This window comes from Shinella sp. NM-101 (assembly GCF_021401195.1).
Classification (GTDB): Bacteria; Pseudomonadota; Alphaproteobacteria; order Rhizobiales; family Rhizobiaceae; genus Shinella.
Genome location: NZ_JACBFT010000001.1, coordinates 773,638 through 788,743, shown reverse-complemented (window position 1 = coordinate 788,743; position 15,106 = coordinate 773,638). Strand labels below are relative to the sequence as shown.

Below are 15,106 nucleotides of genomic sequence, written 5' to 3'. Positions count from 1 at the left end.
TCCGTCATGGCTGTTGACCTCAACTTTGGTTGAGGTTCTATACCAGCGGCTCCCTGCTTTTCCAACCCGGAGCGAACCCCGCATGAAAGACAGACTAACCATCGCCCTCATCTATGGCAGCGGCCGCGAAGGGCGCTTTGCCGACACGATCGCGGGATGGCTGGAGCCGGAACTTGCCGGCTTCGGCCAATACGACATCATCCGCGTCGACCCGGCGGAACTGGCCTTCACCCCCGGCGGCCTCGATGCGGCGTCGGCCGGGATCGTCGAAAGCGCAATCTCGCAGGCGGATGCCTTCCTCATCGTGACGCCGGAATACAACCACGCCTACCCGGCGGCGCTGAAGGCGGTCATCGATTGCTGCTTCCGGCCCTGGCACGCCAAGCCCGTCGCCTTCATCTCCTATGGCGGCGTTTCCGGCGGCCTGCGGGCGGTCGAGCAGTTGCGGCTGGTCTTTGCCGAGCTGCACGCCGTCGCGATCCGCGAGACGGTGAGCCTTGCCCATGCCTGGACACAGTTCGACCCCGCCGGCAACCCGTTCCGCCCCGGCCAGCTCAACGGCCAGCTCGCGGTGCTGATGAAGCGCCTGACCTGGTGGGCCGACGCGCTGAAGGTGGCGCGCATCACGACGCGCTACGACGAGGCGGCATGAGGCTGGTTTACCGGTGGCCGGGCGATGCGAGGTCAGGCAAAGCCCGTCTGGCGCAGGGCTTCGCCGCAGATCATCGCGGCCGAGAGCGCGACGTTGATCGAGCGCTGGCCCTCGACCATGGGAATGAGCACCCGGCCGTCCGCCGCCGCGTGCACGCGGTCCGGCACGCCGGCGCTTTCGCGGCCGAAGAGCAGGATGTCGTCCGCCCGATAGGCGACGTCCGTATAGCGTGCGGCCGCCATGGTGGAAGCTAGGACCAGCCGGCGGCCGCTTTGCGAGCGCCATTCCTCGAACCGCTCCCAGTTGACGTGTCGCGTCAGCGTCACGGCGGCGAGGTAATCCATCCCGGCGCGCTTCAGGCTGCGGTCGGATAGGTCGAAGCCCGCCGGCTCGATGATGTCGACCGCAAGGCCGAGGCAGGCGGCGAAACGCAGGATGGTGCCGGTGTTGCCGGCAATGTCCGGCTGGTAGAGGGCGATGCGAAGGTCTGGCATGCCATGTCGCCTAGTCCAGATGTGGCGGCATGGCAACAGAATTGGCCGGAGATGCGAATTTGCGACGAACCGTCTGGCAAATTGCGCCGTTTCGCGCTAACCAGACCCATCTGCAACGCGAGAAAGGGAGGTTCATGATGGATACCACGCATCGGCTACGCCTCCCGGCTCGATTGACGCCACTTCTCGCCTAGGCGTTTCGCCCCGCAGATTTCCTCCTGCCTTTATTTCAATTCGCCGTCCGACGCCCTTTCATTGCGCGGCGATCCTGCCGGAACCCCGTTCCCGACCGCGCGCCTCGTGCGCCGTCCGCGCCGGTTCCGTCCTTGATATTACGGAGAAAGCCATGTTCGGCTGGTTCGAAAGACGTTTGAATCCCTATCCTTCCGAGGCGCCCTCGCTTCCGCCGAAGGGCCTCTGGCCCTTCCTCTGGCACTATACGCGCCCCGCCGCACCGTGGCTGGCGCTGCTCGGCTTCTGCTCCATGGTGCTCGGCATCGCGGAAGTCGTGCTGTTCCAGTTCCTCGGCAACATCGTGGACTGGCTGTCGGCCGGCGATCCCGGCACGCTGCTCGCCCGCGAGGGCGGCACGCTGATCTGGATGGCCGTGCTGCTGCTCGTCCTCATCCCGGGCTTCGGCGCGCTGCACACCATGACGATGCACCAGGCGCTCGCGGGCAATTTCCCGATGATCGCCCGCTGGCAGATGCACCGCTACCTGATCCGCCAGGGCATGAGCTTCTTCTCCAACGAGTTCGCCGGCCGCGTCTCGACGAAGGTCATGCAGACGTCGCTTGCCGTGCGCGAGACGGTGATGAAGATCATCGACGTCTTCATCTATGTGGTGAGCTACTTCGTCTCGATGATCGCCGTCATCGCCTCGGCGGACCTGCGTCTCGTGCTGCCGCTGGTCGTGTGGTTCGTCGTCTATGTCGGGATCCTGCGCTATTTCGTGCCGAAGCTGATGGTGGTTTCGCGCGAGCAGGCCGATGCGCGCTCCATGATGACGGGCCGGATCGTCGACAGCTACACCAACATCGCGACGGTCAAGCTGTTCTCGCATGCCGGACGCGAGGAAACCTATGCCCGCGAAGGCATGAACGAGTTCCTCGTGACCGTGCACAAGCAGATGCGGCTCATCACCTCGTTCAACATCGCGATCGACATCAACAACGTCATCGCGATGTTCCTCACGGCGTCCATCGGCATCTATTTCTGGATGGCCGGCGACGTGACGGTGGGGGCCGTCGCCGTGGCGATCGGCCTTGCCATGCGCATCAACGGCATGTCGCAGTGGGTGATGTGGGAAGTGACCGCGCTCTTCGAGAATATCGGCACGGTCTATGACGGCATGGGCATGATGACCAAGCCGCACGACATCGAGGACGGGCCGCAGGCACCGGCGCTGTCGGCCGCCAGGGGCGCCATCAGCTTCGACCATGTCCGTTTCCACTACGGCAAGAACAAGGGCGTGATCGAGGACCTGTCGCTCGACATCGGCGCGGGCGAGAAGGTGGGCCTCGTCGGCCGCTCCGGCGCCGGCAAGACGACGCTGATGAACGTGCTGCTGCGGTTCTACGACCTGGAATCCGGCCGGATCACCATCGACGGCAAGGACATCGCGACGGTCACGCAGGACAGCCTGCGCGGGCAGATCGGCGTGGTGACGCAGGACACCTCGCTGCTCCATCGCTCGATCCGCGAAAACATCGCCTACGGCAAGCCGGAGGCGAGCGACGCGGAGATCATCGAGGCGGCGAAGCGTGCGAATGCCTGGGACTTCATCGAGGCCCTTTCCGACCAGCAGGGCCGTTCCGGCCTCGATGCCCAGGTCGGCGAGCGCGGCGTGAAGCTCTCCGGCGGCCAGCGCCAGCGCATCGCGATCGCCCGCGTCTTCCTGAAGGACGCGCCGATCCTGGTGCTGGACGAGGCGACCTCGGCGCTCGATTCGGAAGTCGAGGCGGCGATCCAGGAAAACCTCTTCGCCCTCATGGAGGGCAAGACGGTGATCGCGATCGCCCACCGCCTCTCGACGCTGACGGAGATGGACCGCCTCGTCGTGCTCGACAAGGGCCATATCCACGAGACGGGCACCCATGCCGAGCTGGTCGCCAGGGGCGGCATCTACGCCGACCTGTGGACCCGCCAGTCCGGCGGCTTCATCGCCGACGACGCCGAGGCGGAAGCGGCGGCGGAATAAGGAAACGAAGGCGCCCCGCCCATGGCGGGGCGTTTTCATAGTTGTTCTTATCTATTGGTATGTTCGCTTGGGAATGCTAATCTTGCCGGCAAAGGAGCGTTCCAATGGCGACGATCACCATTTCCCTGCCTGACAGCTTGAAATCCTTTGTCGAAAGCCAGATTGAGGCGAAGGGATACGGCAATGTCAGCGAATATTTCCGCAGTCTCTTGCGCGATGCCCAGGAAAAAGAGAACGAAGCGCGGCTCGAAGTTCTCTTGCTGGAAGGGCTGGCTTCCGGCAACGGAAACGTGCCCGATGCTGCCTTCTGGTCGGACCTGAAGTCCGAAGCGGCTCAGCTTCTTGCTGCACGCCCCCGTAAAAGCGGTGCGCGTTGAAAACCACTGTCCTCCCGTCCGCTCGTGCCGATATTCTCAAGCAGATCGGGTATCTCATCGATCTCGGACTGAATCCGGTGGCCGACCGCTTCCTCGAGGCCGTGCGCATGGCGATCGATCATGTCTCGAACACGCCGCATGCGGGGTCGCCGCGGCCCATGAAGAATCGCCGGCTGCTCGGCTTGAGGACATGGTCCATCGGTGGATTCGATGAAATAAAGCTCTATTATCTCGTAACGGACGACGAACTTGTCATCTTGCGCGTCCTTCACGGGCGCCGGGACATCGAGGGTATTCTGGAGGCGTAGTCCCTTCTGCCACCTTGCCGATCTTTAATTTGCCCGCCGTCCAAAAGAGCCTATATCGGGGGCATGATCTTCCGTCCGCTTTTCTCCTTTTTCGAGAACTGGATCCAGCCGTTCGCGCGGCGGGACGACCTGCGACCGCCGCAGGGGCTCCTTGCCTTCGTCTGGTTCTATGTCGGGCAGGCGAAGGCGCCGTTTGCGGGCCTCCTGGTGCTGGGCGGCATCACGGCGGGCATCGAGGCGGCGACCTTCTGGTTCGTCGGGCGGCTCGTCGACATGCTGGCGACGGTGAGGCCGGGCGAGGGGTGGGGCGGCCTTCTTGCCGCGCACGGCACGGAACTCCTGATGATGCTCGGGCTCATCGGCATCGTGCGTTTCGTCGTCGCGTTCCTGACGGCGCTCATCGACCAGCAGGTCATCACGCCGGGCTTCTACAACCTGGTGCGCTGGCAGTCCTATGTGCATGTGGCGCGGCAGTCGCTTTCCTTCTTCCAGAACGACTTTTCCGGCCGCATCGTCACCAAGGTCTGGTCGGCGGGGCAGGCGACGGGCGACGTCATCACCTCCTTCATGGAGAGCATCTGGTTCGTGACGATCTATACCGTCTCGACGCTGGTGCTGCTCGGCCAGCTCGACTGGCGGCTGGCGGCGGTCCTTCTCGTCTGGCTGTCGGTTTTCGCCGTGCTGGCGCGCCATTTCGTGCCGCGCATCCGCGAGCATTCGCGCCGGTCGGCCGAAGCCGCCTCGATGATCAGCGGGCGCATGGTCGATGCCTATTCCAACATCCAGACGCTGAAGCTCTTCGGCCGCGACGAGGCGAACGACCGCTACATGCGCGGCGGCTTCGACATCTTCCAGGGCACGATCCTCGCCTTCACGCGGCTGCTGACCTCGCTTCGCGCCTCTCTCGCCTTCCTCTCCGGGCTGATGATCGCGGGCATGGCGGTGCTGTGCATCCACCTGTGGCTCGGCGGCGTCATCAGCTCGGGCGCCGTCGCCTTCACCATGGCGCTGGTGCTCAGGCTCAACTTCCTGCTCAACCGCCTGATGACGCAGCTCAACAGCATCATGCGCAACATCGGTACGATCCAGAATTCCGCCGACCTCATCTCCCAGCCGATCGGCCTCGTCGACAGGCCGGGCGCGCCGGCCCTGAAGGTGACGCGCCCCGATGTCCGCTTTGAGAACGTCCGCTTCCACTATGGCCGCACGTCCGGCGTCATCGACAACCTCTCGCTGGCGATCCGGCCGGGCGAGAGGGTCGGCATCGTCGGGCGGTCGGGTGCGGGCAAGTCGACGCTCGTCAACCTGCTGCTGCGCTTCTACGACCTCGAAGGCGGGCGCATCCTCGTCGGGGGCGAGGACATCGCCGCCGTCACGCAGGAGAGCCTGCGCGCCAATATCGGCATGGTCAGCCAGGACACGGCGCTGCTGCACCGCTCGATCCGCGACAACATCCTGTTCGGCGATCCGGACGCCAGCGAAGCCCGGATGATCGAGGCGGCCAGGAAGGCCGAGGCGCACGACTTCATCCTCGCGCTGGAAGACCAGCGCGGGCGCAGGGGCTACGATGCCCATGTCGGCGAGCGCGGCGTCAAGCTATCCGGCGGTCAGCGCCAGCGCATCGCCATTGCCCGCGTCATGCTGAAGGACGCGCCGATCCTCGTGCTCGACGAGGCGACGTCGGCGCTCGATTCCGAGGTCGAGGCGGCGATCCAGTCGAACCTCGACGGGCTGATGCGCGGCAAGACCGTGCTCGCCATCGCCCATCGCCTGTCCACCATCGCCGCGCTCGACCGGCTGATCGTCATGGATCGCGGCCATATCGTGGAGGAGGGCACGCATGGCGAGCTCGTCGCCAGGGGCGGGCTCTATGCGGATCTCTGGTCACGCCAGTCCGGCGGTTTCCTCGGACACGAAGAGGCGGCGCAATAGCGCTGCCAAGCGTCGTTTTTCGTTCGCTTTTTCAGGCCGCAAGCGCCGGACGCCCGGGGCGATGCCTGCGCCTTGTCAAGATGCCCGGTTTTTCCCGCGACAATGTGCCCACCTCCCCTTGCCAAGGCTGGACATAATTTGCGATCAAGCATAGAACGCGCCGGATTGACGGGGAATCTATGGCCGTATTGTGTCCGGATATTGCCGGTTTTCAAAGGGGCGTTGCGGTTTCCGCAGACATTGCGTGAGAGGATGGTTTAGCCGTGAGCGAACACGAGACAACAAGCGAATCTCTGGGCGAGCCCACTCGCCGCGATTTTCTTTACCTGACCACCGGGATGGCTGGCGTTGTGGGCGGCGTGGCGGTCGCCTGGCCGTTCATCGACCAGATGCGCCCGGATGCATCGACGCTGGCGCTCGGCGCCATCGACGTCGACGTCTCCAGCCTGACGCCCGGCATGTCCCTGACCGTCAAGTGGCGCGGCAAGCCCGTCTTCATCCGCAACCGCACGGACCAGGAAGTCGAGGAGGCCAAGGCCGTCGCGCTCGCCGACCTCAAGGACCCGGTTGCCCGCAATGCCAATATCGCGGCCGACGCGCAGGCGACCGACCTAGACCGCTCTGCCGGGGAGAGCCGGGAGAACTGGATCATCATGGTCGGCGTGTGCACGCATCTCGGCTGTATTCCGCTCGGCCAGGCCGGCGATTTCGGCGGCTGGTTCTGTCCCTGCCACGGTTCGCACTATGACACTGCCGGTCGTATCCGCAAGGGTCCGGCCCCGCAGAACCTCGCCGTGCCGACCTTCTCGTTCATTTCCGACACAGTCATCAAGATCGGTTGAGGGGACTACTGATAATGAGTGCTGAACATTCAACCTACCAGCCGACGACTGGCATCGAGAAATGGGTCGATTCGCGCCTGCCTCTGCCGCGCATGATCCATGACAGCTTCGTTTCCTACCCGGTTCCGCGCAACCTGAACTATGCCTACACCTTCGGCGCCATGCTGTCGGTGATGCTGGTGGTGCAGATCCTCACCGGCATCGTGCTCGCCATGCACTATGCGGCCGAAACCACCGTCGCGTTCAACTCGGTCGAGAAGATCATGCGCGACGTGAACCACGGCTGGCTGCTGCGCTACATGCACGCCAACGGCGCGTCCTTCTTCTTCATCGCGGTCTATCTCCACATCGCCCGCGGCCTCTACTACGGCTCCTACAAGGCGCCGCGCGAAATCCTCTGGATCCTCGGCGTCGTCATCTACCTGCTCATGATGGCCACCGGCTTCATGGGCTACGTCCTGCCCTGGGGCCAGATGTCCTTCTGGGGCGCGACCGTCATCACCGGCTTCTTCTCGGCCTTCCCGTGGGTCGGCGAGTGGATCCAGCAGTTCCTGCTCGGCGGCTTCGCGGTCGACAACCCGACGCTGAACCGCTTCTTCTCGCTGCACTACCTGCTGCCCTTCATGATCGCCGGCGTCGTCATCCTGCACGTCTGGGCGCTGCACGTCACGGGCCAGACGAACCCGACCGGCGTCGAGGTGAAGTCCAAGACCGACACGGTCGCCTTCACGCCCTATGCGACGCTGAAGGACGCCCTCGGCGTCTCGGTCTTCCTGATCATCTTCGCCTGGTTCATCTTCTACATGCCGAACTATCTCGGCCACCCGGACAACTACATTCCGGCAGACCCGCTGAAGACCCCGGCCCACATCGTTCCGGAATGGTACTACCTGCCGTTCTACGCGATGCTGCGCGCCATCACCTTCAACATCGGCCCGATCGACTCGAAGCTCGGCGGCGTCCTCGTGATGTTCGGTGCGATCATCGTGCTGTTCTTCCTGCCGTGGCTCGATACGTCCAAGGTCCGCTCCGCCGTCTACCGTCCGTGGTACAAGCTGTTCTTCTGGATCTTCGTCGCGAATGCCATCATGCTCGGCTGGCTCGGTGCACAGCCCGCCGAAGGCATCTACGTCGTCCTCTCGCAGCTCGGCACGCTCTACTACTTCGGCTTCTTCATCGTCCTCATGCCGCTCCTCGGCCTGATCGAAACCCCGAAGCGCATTCCGAATTCGATCACGGAAGCGGTTCTGGAAAAGAAGAACGCCAAGCTGGCCAAGGCCTGAGACGAGCGACGAAAGGAACCATGACAATGAAAAAGCTTGTTGCAGGCATTCTGTCGCTCGCCCTCGTCGCCGGCCTCGGCGTCTCCCTTGCCACGGCGCAGGAAGACCATGCCGCCGCCGGGGCTGCGGAAGCGGAACATGCCACGCCGCACTACCCGATCCACCATCCCAAGCAGGAGAGCTGGACCTTCGCCGGCCCGTTCGGCAAGTACGACAAGGGCCAGCTCCAGCGCGGCCTGAAGGTCTACACCGAAGTCTGCTCGGCCTGTCACTCGATGAGCCTGGTGTCCTTCCGCACGCTGGAAGGCCTTGGCTACTCCGAGGCGCAGGTAAAGGCCTTCGCGGCGAACTACGAAGTGCAGGACGGCCCGAACGCGGACGGTGACATGTTCACCCGCAAGGCCGTCCCGTCCGACCACTTCCCGTCGCCCTATGCCAACCACGAGGCGGCCGCCGCCTCGAACAACGGCGCGGCTCCGCCGGACATGTCGCTGCTCGCCAAGGCGCGCGGCATCACCCGCGGCTTCCCGCAGTTCGTCTTCGACATCTTCACCCAGTACCAGGAAGGTGGCCCGGACTACATCTACTCGCTGCTGACGGGTTACGACGAAGAGGTGCCGGCGAATATCGAACTTGCGGAAGGCACGCACTACAACCCGTATTTCGCGGGCGCCGCCGCGCTTGCTATGGCAAAGCCGATCTCCGACGACCAGGTCACCTATGACGACGGCGCGCCGCAGACGGTCGACCAGTATGCCCGCGACGTCTCCGCCTTCCTGATGTGGGCCGCCGAGCCGCACCTGGAAGAGCGCAAGCGCACCGGCTTCATGGTCATGGTCTTCCTGGTGATCTTCACCGGCCTGATCTACCTGACGAAGAAGTCGGTCTACGCGAACAAGGAACACTGAGCGGTCTTTCCGCCCGGGTGAAAAGGCGGCCTTCGGGCCGCCTTTTTTGTTGTGGGGCCGTGCCTCACCTGCAATAACCGGACGAAGCCCCCCGCAGTCGGAAATCCCCATGTCCACACTCGAAAACGAACTCGTCGCCGCGATCCGCAATATCCCGGACTATCCCAAGCCCGGCGTCATGTTCCGCGACATCACCACGCTGCTCGGCAATCCGCGCGCCTTCCGCCGGGCGGTGGACGAGCTGGTGCATCCCTATGCGGGCATCGGCATCGCCAAGGTCGCCGGCATCGAGGCGCGCGGCTTCATCCTGGGCGGTGCCATGGCGCACCAGCTCTCGACCGGCTTCGTGCCGATCCGCAAGAAGGGCAAGCTGCCGCACGAGACCGTGCGCATCGCCTACAGCCTGGAATACGGCGTGGACGAGATGGAGATGCACAAGGACGCCATCAGGCCGGGCGAGAAGGTGATCCTCGTCGACGACCTGATCGCGACGGGCGGCACGGCGGAAGCCGCCGTCAAGCTGCTGCGCCAGATAGGCGCCGACATCGTCGCCGCCTGCTTCGTCATCGACCTGCCGGAGCTCGGCGGGCGCAGGAAACTGGAAGCGCTCGGCGTGGAAGTGCGCACGCTGGTCGCCTTCGACGGGCATTGAGCGTATCGGTCTGAATCTCTCGATTGGTTTGGGCGCCCCTCATCCGGCCTGCCGGCCACCTTCTCGCCGCGAGCGGGGAGAAGCCTGGGTGAGGGGGAACCGACGGCACGCCGGAAAAGACGGCATGCCGCGCTCAGACGAACTCCAGCACCGTGCTCTCGAAGCGGATGACCGGCTCGCCGTTCTGGTTGCGGCCGGCGCACAGGAACGTGTTGATCAGGCGATCCGGCCGGGAGGCGAGCTGGCGCGAGCCGAGCAGCGTCACCGAATAGGTGATGGTGTCGTCCGCAAAGACGGGCTTGAGCCAGGAGAGCGCGGTGAAGCCGGGCGAGGGGCCGAGCTTCGGGGGCGCGATGCCCTCGGCGGCAAGGCGCCGGCATTCCCCGGCCCAGAACGGCACGAAGCATTTCATCCAGCCGGCGCTCGAATGCCAGCCTGATGCGCACAGGCCGCCGAAGAGCGTGTGCCTTGCCAGTTCCGCGTCGAGATGGAAGGGCTGCGGGTCGAAGTCCCGCGCAAAGCGGACAATGTCCTCCGCCGTGAAGGTGAGGCTGCCGATCTCGACGGCCGTCCCGACGGGGTAGAGCTCAGCCATGCGCATGGGTGGCCTCCTTCCCGGCGAGGCGCATCATGTTGATATATTCGCAGATCGCGACGGTCTCACCGCGCTGGTTCGTCACCTCGGCGCGAAAGCGCACGATGCCGATCTGCGGCCGCGAGCGCGAGACCCGGGCATCCAGCACCGTGCAGTGCCCGCCGAGCGTATCGCCGGCCAGCACCGGGCGCTTCCATTCCATGCTGTCGACGCCGGGCGAACCTTCGGAAGTCGAGCCGTTGATATAGGCCTCGTAGAGCATGCGCATCATGACGGCGCTGGTGTGCCAGCCGGAGGCGGCGAGCCCGCCGAGGATGCTGGCGCGGCCGGCTTCCTCGTCGAGATGCATCGGCTGGGGATCGAATTCGCCTGCGAAGGCGATGATCGCGTCTGCCGTCAGCGTCCGCTTCGTGAAGTCGAAGCGGCGGCCCGGCGTGAAGTCCTCGAATGTGTAATTGGCCAAGTCCGGTCGTCCTGTTGCGGGCGAACAATGGCGAGCGCGGCGTTGTTTTGCAAGGGCTTGCCAGCCGCCGGCGCATCGGTAATGTGCGCGCAGACCGCGCAAGGAGGCGACGACACATGCAGAGCTTGAAATCCGTGCTGGACGGCGCGGCCGGCGAGGGGATCATCAGCACCGGGCAGGCCGGCGCGCTGCTGCCCTATATGGAGGCACGCGGCGTTTTCCTGCGGGAGCCGGTAGCGGCTGGCGCGCTCGACATCGCCGGCCCGGCGGAAGATCGGCCCATCGCGCCGGTCGAGGATACGGAGGCGCCGCGCTTCGTCCGCGGCTTCCACGACGTGCTGATCACCATCGGCGTCGCCATCTTCATGGCGGGCGTGTCGGGCATAGGCTCGGTCTTCGCCGCGCTGCCGGTCATCGTCATCCTGGCGGAAATCCTGGTGAAGCGGCAGCGGCTCGCCCTGCCGGCGGTGCTGCTCACCGTCCTTTATGTCCATTTCATCTTCCTGACGGCGGTGATCGTCCAGGACCAGTATCTCGACACGCAGGCGGATCCGTACCTGCGCTTCCTGCTGGTCGTGCTGCCCTTCGCCATCCTGCTGCCGCCGTTCTACTGGCGCTACCGCATTCCGCTGTCGCTGAGCCTGTGGTTCCTGTCGCTCGCGGCCGCAGCGCTCGGGATCGTCTTCCTGGCGCTGACGCGCCTTGCCGGCGGCGCCGATTTCATCGCGGACCATCCCATGATCTCCGCGGCCATCTTCCTTGCCGCCGCGCTCGCTCTCTATGCGGTGGCGATGTCCTACGACCTGTCGGACCGCTTCCGCGTCTCGCGCCGCTCCGACATCGCCTTCTGGCTGCATCTCGTCACGGCGCCTGCGCTGCTCTATTCGACGCTCGCCTTCGTGTTCCTCGGGGACCTTGCAAACAACACGCTGTTCAGCGGCAGCAAGGGGCTGCCGGAGGCGCTGGCCGTGCTTGCCGTCGTCGTGGTGCTGATGGTGATCGGGCTCATCATCGATCGCCGGGCCTTCGTCACGTCAGGCCTCCTGTCGCTGGGGCTCGCGACCGCGAGCCTGCTCAGGCAGATGGAGGCGTCGCCGGAGATCTTCGTCTTCCTGACGCTGCTGATCGTCGGCCTCGTCGTGCTGACCATCGGCATCGGCTGGCCGCATTTCCGGCGCTGGGCCGTGGCGCCGCTGCCGATCCCGCTGAAAGAAAAACTGCCGCCCCTGCGGTGAGGGACGGCAGCCATCGTCTCAAAGGCGCCCGGGCGCCTTACGTGTTGAAGCGGAAGTGGATGACGTCGCCGTCCTGGACGACATATTCCTTGCCTTCGTCGCGGCCCTTGCCGGCTTCCTTGGCGCCCACTTCGCCCTTGTAGGCGATGTAGTCGTCATAGGCGATGGTGAAGGCGCGGATGAAGCCGCGTTCGAAATCGGTGTGGATGACGCCGGCCGCCTGCGGGGCCTTGGTGCCGCGCACGATGGTCCAGGCGCGGGTTTCCTTGGGGCCGACCGTGAAATAAGTGATGAGGTCGAGCAGGTGGTAGCCGGCGCGGATGAGGCGGTCGAGGCCGGCCTCCTCAAGGCCGAGGGCCGAGAGGAATTCGGTCGCTTCCTCCTCGGGAAGCTGGGCGACCTCGGATTCGATCGCGGCCGAGATGATGACGCATTCGGCGCCCTGTTCCTTCGCCATCGCGGCGACGGCCTCGGTGTGGGCATTGCCGGTGGCGGCGTCCGCCTCGGCGACGTTGCAGACATAGAGGACAGGGTGCGACGTCAGGAGGTTGAGGCCCTTGAGGACGTCCACCTCTTCCGGCGCCAGCGTCTTCAGCAGGAGACGGGCCGGCTTGCCCTCGTTGAGGAGCTTGAGCACGGCTTCCATGACCGGAAGCTGCGCGACGGATTCCTTGTCCTTGCCGGTGGCGCGCTTGCGGGTCTGCTCGACGCGGCGCTCCAGGCTCTCGAGGTCGGCGAGCATCAGCTCGGTCTCGATGGTCTCGGCATCGGCGACGGGGTCGATGCGGCCCTCGACATGGGTGATGTCGGTGTCCTCGAAGCAGCGCAGCACATGCACGACCGCATCGACTTCACGGATATTGGCGAGGAACTTGTTGCCGAGGCCTTCGCCCTTCGAGGCACCGCGCACGAGGCCGGCAATGTCGACGAAGGAGATGCGCGTCGGGATGATCTCCTTCGAGCCCGCGACGGCGGCGAGCGCCTTCATGCGCGGATCGGGAACCGCCACCTCGCCGGTATTCGGCTCGATGGTGCAGAAGGGATAGTTCGCCGCTTGGGCGGCCGCCGTCTTGGTCAGCGCGTTGAAGAGGGTCGACTTGCCGACATTCGGCAGACCGACGATACCGCATTTGAAGCCCATGGAAGATGGTCCGTTCGTCTTGGAAAATGGTTGCCCCCGCTATGGGGGAAGGACGGGGCAGGGTCAAGGGCCTCGCGCCCGCCGGGCCTTGAAGTCGCCCGGCCTGCGGTGCACAATGGGCGCACATCGCTCGAAGCCAATGTAACGAGGAGCTTCCCATGAGCAATGGTGACACGGTCCTCAAGCCGAAAACGATCACGAAGCCGAAGCTGGCCCGGCCGCGGCTCTACAAGGTCATCCTCGTCAACGACGACTATACGCCGCGCGACTTCGTCGTCCTGGTGCTGAAGGCGATCTTCCGCATGCCGGAGACGACGAGCTACCGCGTCATGATGACGGCGCACAAGATGGGCACGTCCGTGGTGGTCGTCTGCGCGCGCGACATCGCCGAGACGAAGGCGAAGGAGGCGACGGACCTTGCCAAGGAGGCGGGATTTCCGCTGCTGTTCCAGACGGAGCCGGAAGAGTAGCTCAGTCGCCCTTGTTGCCGAAGAGCTTCTTCAGCATGTCGGCCATCGGGCCGCTCGTGGGCAGGATCTTCGGCTGGGCGTGGTTGCGGGCCTGGCGGATATGGGACTGGCCGCCGGGCTTCTTTGCCGGCGCGTCGTCTTCCGGTTTGCCGCCGGTGGCGAGCGCCAGCTTGTTCATGAGCTGGGAATCCTCGCCGCGCACCAGCATGTCGGCGTGGATGGCGAGTTCGTCGAGCAGAGGGTCGAGCCAGGTATGGTCTGCCTTGGCGAAATCGCCGAGGACGTGGTTCGTGACGAGTTCCTTGACGCCGGGATGGCCGATGCCGAGGCGCAGGCGCCGGTAGTCCTTGCCGCAATGGGCGTCGAGCGACTTGATGCCGTTGTGCCCGCCATGGCCGCCGCCGACCTTGATGCGCGCCTTGCCGGGGGCAAGGTCCAGCTCGTCGTAGATCGCCACGATGTCCTTCGGCGCCAGCTTGTAGAAGCGCATCGCCTCGCCGACGGATTCGCCGGAAAGGTTCATGAAGGTCTGCGGCTTGACGAGCAGCACCTTCTCGCCGGCAAGCTCGCCCTCGGAAATCTCCGCCTTGAACTTCTTCGACCAGGGCGAGAAGGGGTTCTTGCGGTGGATGGCGTCGAGCGCCATGAAACCGATATTGTGGCGGTTGCCCGCATATTTTGCGCCCGGATTGCCGAGCCCGGCGATGATCAGCATGAAATGGTCCGCCAAAAGAACGTGATCGGTCTTCACCACCGCGAAAGCGGGCGGAAGTCAACCGCCCGGGGTCAATTCTTCCCGCCGTTTTCCGCTGTCCGGGTGTTCGGCGGCAGGCCGTAGGCGGTGAAGATGCGGTCCTGCCCGCCGCTCAGGATCAATTTGTCCAGCTCGGCCTGCAGGCGGGCGACGAGATCGGGCGGGGTGTCCTTCTGGCAGGCGATGCCGTAGACTTGGCCGGCCATGCGCAAGGCCTTCTCGACGGGCCTTCCTTCCTTCACCAGGTTCTCGTAGGTCTTGTACGAGGTCGGCATGAGGTCGATGCGGCCGGAAAGCAGCTTGCGCAAGGAAAGGTCGATGTCGGCGGCCAGGTCGATATTGGTAAAGCCGAGTGCTTCCAGCGCCTCGACGCCGAAGTCGCCGCGCTGCGAGCCGACCTTCATGCCGAGCGCCTCGTCCATCGTCGCCGGCCCCTTGCTGCCGTCCTTGCGCTTTACGAGCACCATCTCGTCCTTCAGGAGAGGATTGACCCAGACGAACTGGCCGGCGCGCTCGCGATTGTAGCCCGTCGTGAAGACGCAGTGCATCGGCTGGCTGCGCGCCGTGGCGAAGGCGCGCGCCCAGGGCATCATTTCGAGCGTGTAGTCGATCCCTGCGGCCCTGGCGATCGCCTCGACCTGGTCCACGCCGATGCCGGTGATCCTGCCGTTCCTGGTGTAGTTGAACGGTGCGTATTCCTCGGTGATGAAGCGGAGCGTTTCGGCGTGCGCGGTCGAAAGGGAAGCGAACGACAGGCAAAGCGTCAAAAGCATGGTCTTCATCGTTCCGTTCCCCTTCGG

Annotated in this window: 17 protein-coding genes; 11 read left to right on the top strand and 6 right to left on the bottom strand. The window is 64.8% G+C overall.

From position 1 onward, the window contains the following. Nucleotides 1–82: 82 nt before the first annotated feature. Complete coding sequence (locus L0976_RS03785; protein ID WP_203319557.1) at nucleotides 83–652, top strand: NADPH-dependent FMN reductase; 570 nt, start codon at nucleotides 83–85, stop codon at nucleotides 650–652. A 32-nt stretch (nucleotides 653–684) separates the two neighbouring features. On the opposite strand, the gene L0976_RS03780 is transcribed toward L0976_RS03785, so the two are convergent. Next, on the bottom strand, nucleotides 685–1,146 hold the full coding sequence (locus L0976_RS03780) for a tRNA (cytidine(34)-2'-O)-methyltransferase (RefSeq protein ID WP_203319556.1): 462 nt from the start codon (nucleotides 1,144–1,146) through the stop codon (nucleotides 685–687). Nucleotides 1,147–1,492: 346 nt separating this feature from the next. On the opposite strand from L0976_RS03780, the gene L0976_RS03775 reads away from it, so the two are divergent. The 8 genes from L0976_RS03775 to L0976_RS03740 all read left to right on the top strand — a co-directional run bounded on the left by L0976_RS03775 (nucleotide 1,493) and on the right by L0976_RS03740 (nucleotide 9,648). Beyond that, nucleotides 1,493–3,346 (top strand): ABC transporter ATP-binding protein, encoded by a 1,854-nt coding sequence (locus tag L0976_RS03775; protein WP_234186171.1) that lies wholly within the window; start codon nucleotides 1,493–1,495, stop codon nucleotides 3,344–3,346. 104 nt (nucleotides 3,347–3,450) lie between these two features. Further along, on the top strand, nucleotides 3,451–3,723 hold the full coding sequence (locus L0976_RS03770; RefSeq protein ID WP_203319554.1) for a type II toxin-antitoxin system ParD family antitoxin: 273 nt from the start codon (nucleotides 3,451–3,453) through the stop codon (nucleotides 3,721–3,723). Further along, nucleotides 3,720–4,031 carry a type II toxin-antitoxin system RelE/ParE family toxin gene (locus L0976_RS03765; RefSeq protein WP_234186170.1) on the top strand — a complete coding sequence of 104 codons (312 nt, stop codon included), beginning with the start codon at nucleotides 3,720–3,722 and terminating at the stop codon, nucleotides 4,029–4,031. The genes L0976_RS03770 and L0976_RS03765 overlap by 4 nt, the downstream gene beginning before the upstream one ends. Nucleotides 4,032–4,094: 63 nt before the next feature. Beyond that, the gene (locus tag L0976_RS03760) at nucleotides 4,095–5,963 is read left to right on the top strand and encodes an ABC transporter ATP-binding protein (protein WP_203319552.1); all 1,869 of its coding nucleotides are present in this window, start codon (nucleotides 4,095–4,097) and stop codon (nucleotides 5,961–5,963) included. Between the two features lie 263 nt (nucleotides 5,964–6,226). Beyond that, nucleotides 6,227–6,805: a ubiquinol-cytochrome c reductase iron-sulfur subunit gene (gene petA, locus L0976_RS03755; protein WP_203319551.1), complete on the top strand. Its 579-nt coding sequence runs from the start codon at nucleotides 6,227–6,229 to the stop codon at nucleotides 6,803–6,805. Nucleotides 6,806–6,819: 14 nt separating this feature from the next. Continuing rightward, nucleotides 6,820–8,088, top strand: a complete 1,269-nt coding sequence (locus L0976_RS03750; protein WP_203319550.1) for a cytochrome b N-terminal domain-containing protein — start codon at nucleotides 6,820–6,822, stop codon at nucleotides 8,086–8,088. Between the two features lie 26 nt (nucleotides 8,089–8,114). Continuing rightward, the gene (locus L0976_RS03745; protein ID WP_203319549.1) at nucleotides 8,115–8,996 is read left to right on the top strand and encodes a cytochrome c1; all 882 of its coding nucleotides are present in this window, start codon (nucleotides 8,115–8,117) and stop codon (nucleotides 8,994–8,996) included. A gap of 109 nt (nucleotides 8,997–9,105) precedes the next feature. After that, the gene (locus L0976_RS03740; protein WP_203319548.1) at nucleotides 9,106–9,648 is read left to right on the top strand and encodes an adenine phosphoribosyltransferase; all 543 of its coding nucleotides are present in this window, start codon (nucleotides 9,106–9,108) and stop codon (nucleotides 9,646–9,648) included. Nucleotides 9,649–9,781: 133 nt separating this feature from the next. Here L0976_RS03740 and L0976_RS03735 read toward each other — a convergent pair whose 3' ends face one another. Next, nucleotides 9,782–10,249 (bottom strand): MaoC family dehydratase, encoded by a 468-nt coding sequence (locus L0976_RS03735; protein WP_234186169.1) that lies wholly within the window; start codon nucleotides 10,247–10,249, stop codon nucleotides 9,782–9,784. Next, nucleotides 10,236–10,706: a MaoC family dehydratase gene (locus L0976_RS03730; RefSeq protein WP_234186168.1), complete on the bottom strand. Its 471-nt coding sequence runs from the start codon at nucleotides 10,704–10,706 to the stop codon at nucleotides 10,236–10,238. Before L0976_RS03730 ends, L0976_RS03735 begins: the two co-directional genes overlap by 14 nt. Nucleotides 10,707–10,822: 116 nt before the next feature. Between L0976_RS03730 and L0976_RS03725 the strand changes: the two genes are divergently transcribed. Further along, the gene (locus tag L0976_RS03725; RefSeq protein WP_234186167.1) at nucleotides 10,823–11,941 is read left to right on the top strand and encodes a hypothetical protein; all 1,119 of its coding nucleotides are present in this window, start codon (nucleotides 10,823–10,825) and stop codon (nucleotides 11,939–11,941) included. Between the two features lie 37 nt (nucleotides 11,942–11,978). Here the strand turns inward: L0976_RS03725 and ychF are convergent, their stop codons facing one another. After that, on the bottom strand, nucleotides 11,979–13,082 hold the full coding sequence (gene ychF, locus L0976_RS03720; protein WP_203319544.1) for a redox-regulated ATPase YchF: 1,104 nt from the start codon (nucleotides 13,080–13,082) through the stop codon (nucleotides 11,979–11,981). A 158-nt stretch (nucleotides 13,083–13,240) separates the two neighbouring features. Here ychF and clpS point away from each other — a divergent pair, with 158 nt between their 5' ends. Then, nucleotides 13,241–13,552: an ATP-dependent Clp protease adapter ClpS gene (gene clpS, locus L0976_RS03715; RefSeq protein ID WP_203319543.1), complete on the top strand. Its 312-nt coding sequence runs from the start codon at nucleotides 13,241–13,243 to the stop codon at nucleotides 13,550–13,552. A 1-nt stretch (nucleotide 13,553) separates the two neighbouring features. Here the strand turns inward: clpS and pth are convergent, their stop codons facing one another. Both pth and L0976_RS03705 read right to left on the bottom strand, forming a co-directional pair. Beyond that, complete coding sequence (gene pth, locus L0976_RS03710; protein WP_234186166.1) at nucleotides 13,554–14,267, bottom strand: aminoacyl-tRNA hydrolase; 714 nt, start codon at nucleotides 14,265–14,267, stop codon at nucleotides 13,554–13,556. Between the two features lie 71 nt (nucleotides 14,268–14,338). Further along, nucleotides 14,339–15,088 carry an ABC transporter substrate-binding protein gene (locus L0976_RS03705; RefSeq protein ID WP_234186165.1) on the bottom strand — a complete coding sequence of 250 codons (750 nt, stop codon included), beginning with the start codon at nucleotides 15,086–15,088 and terminating at the stop codon, nucleotides 14,339–14,341. Nucleotides 15,089–15,106 lie beyond the last annotated feature (18 nt).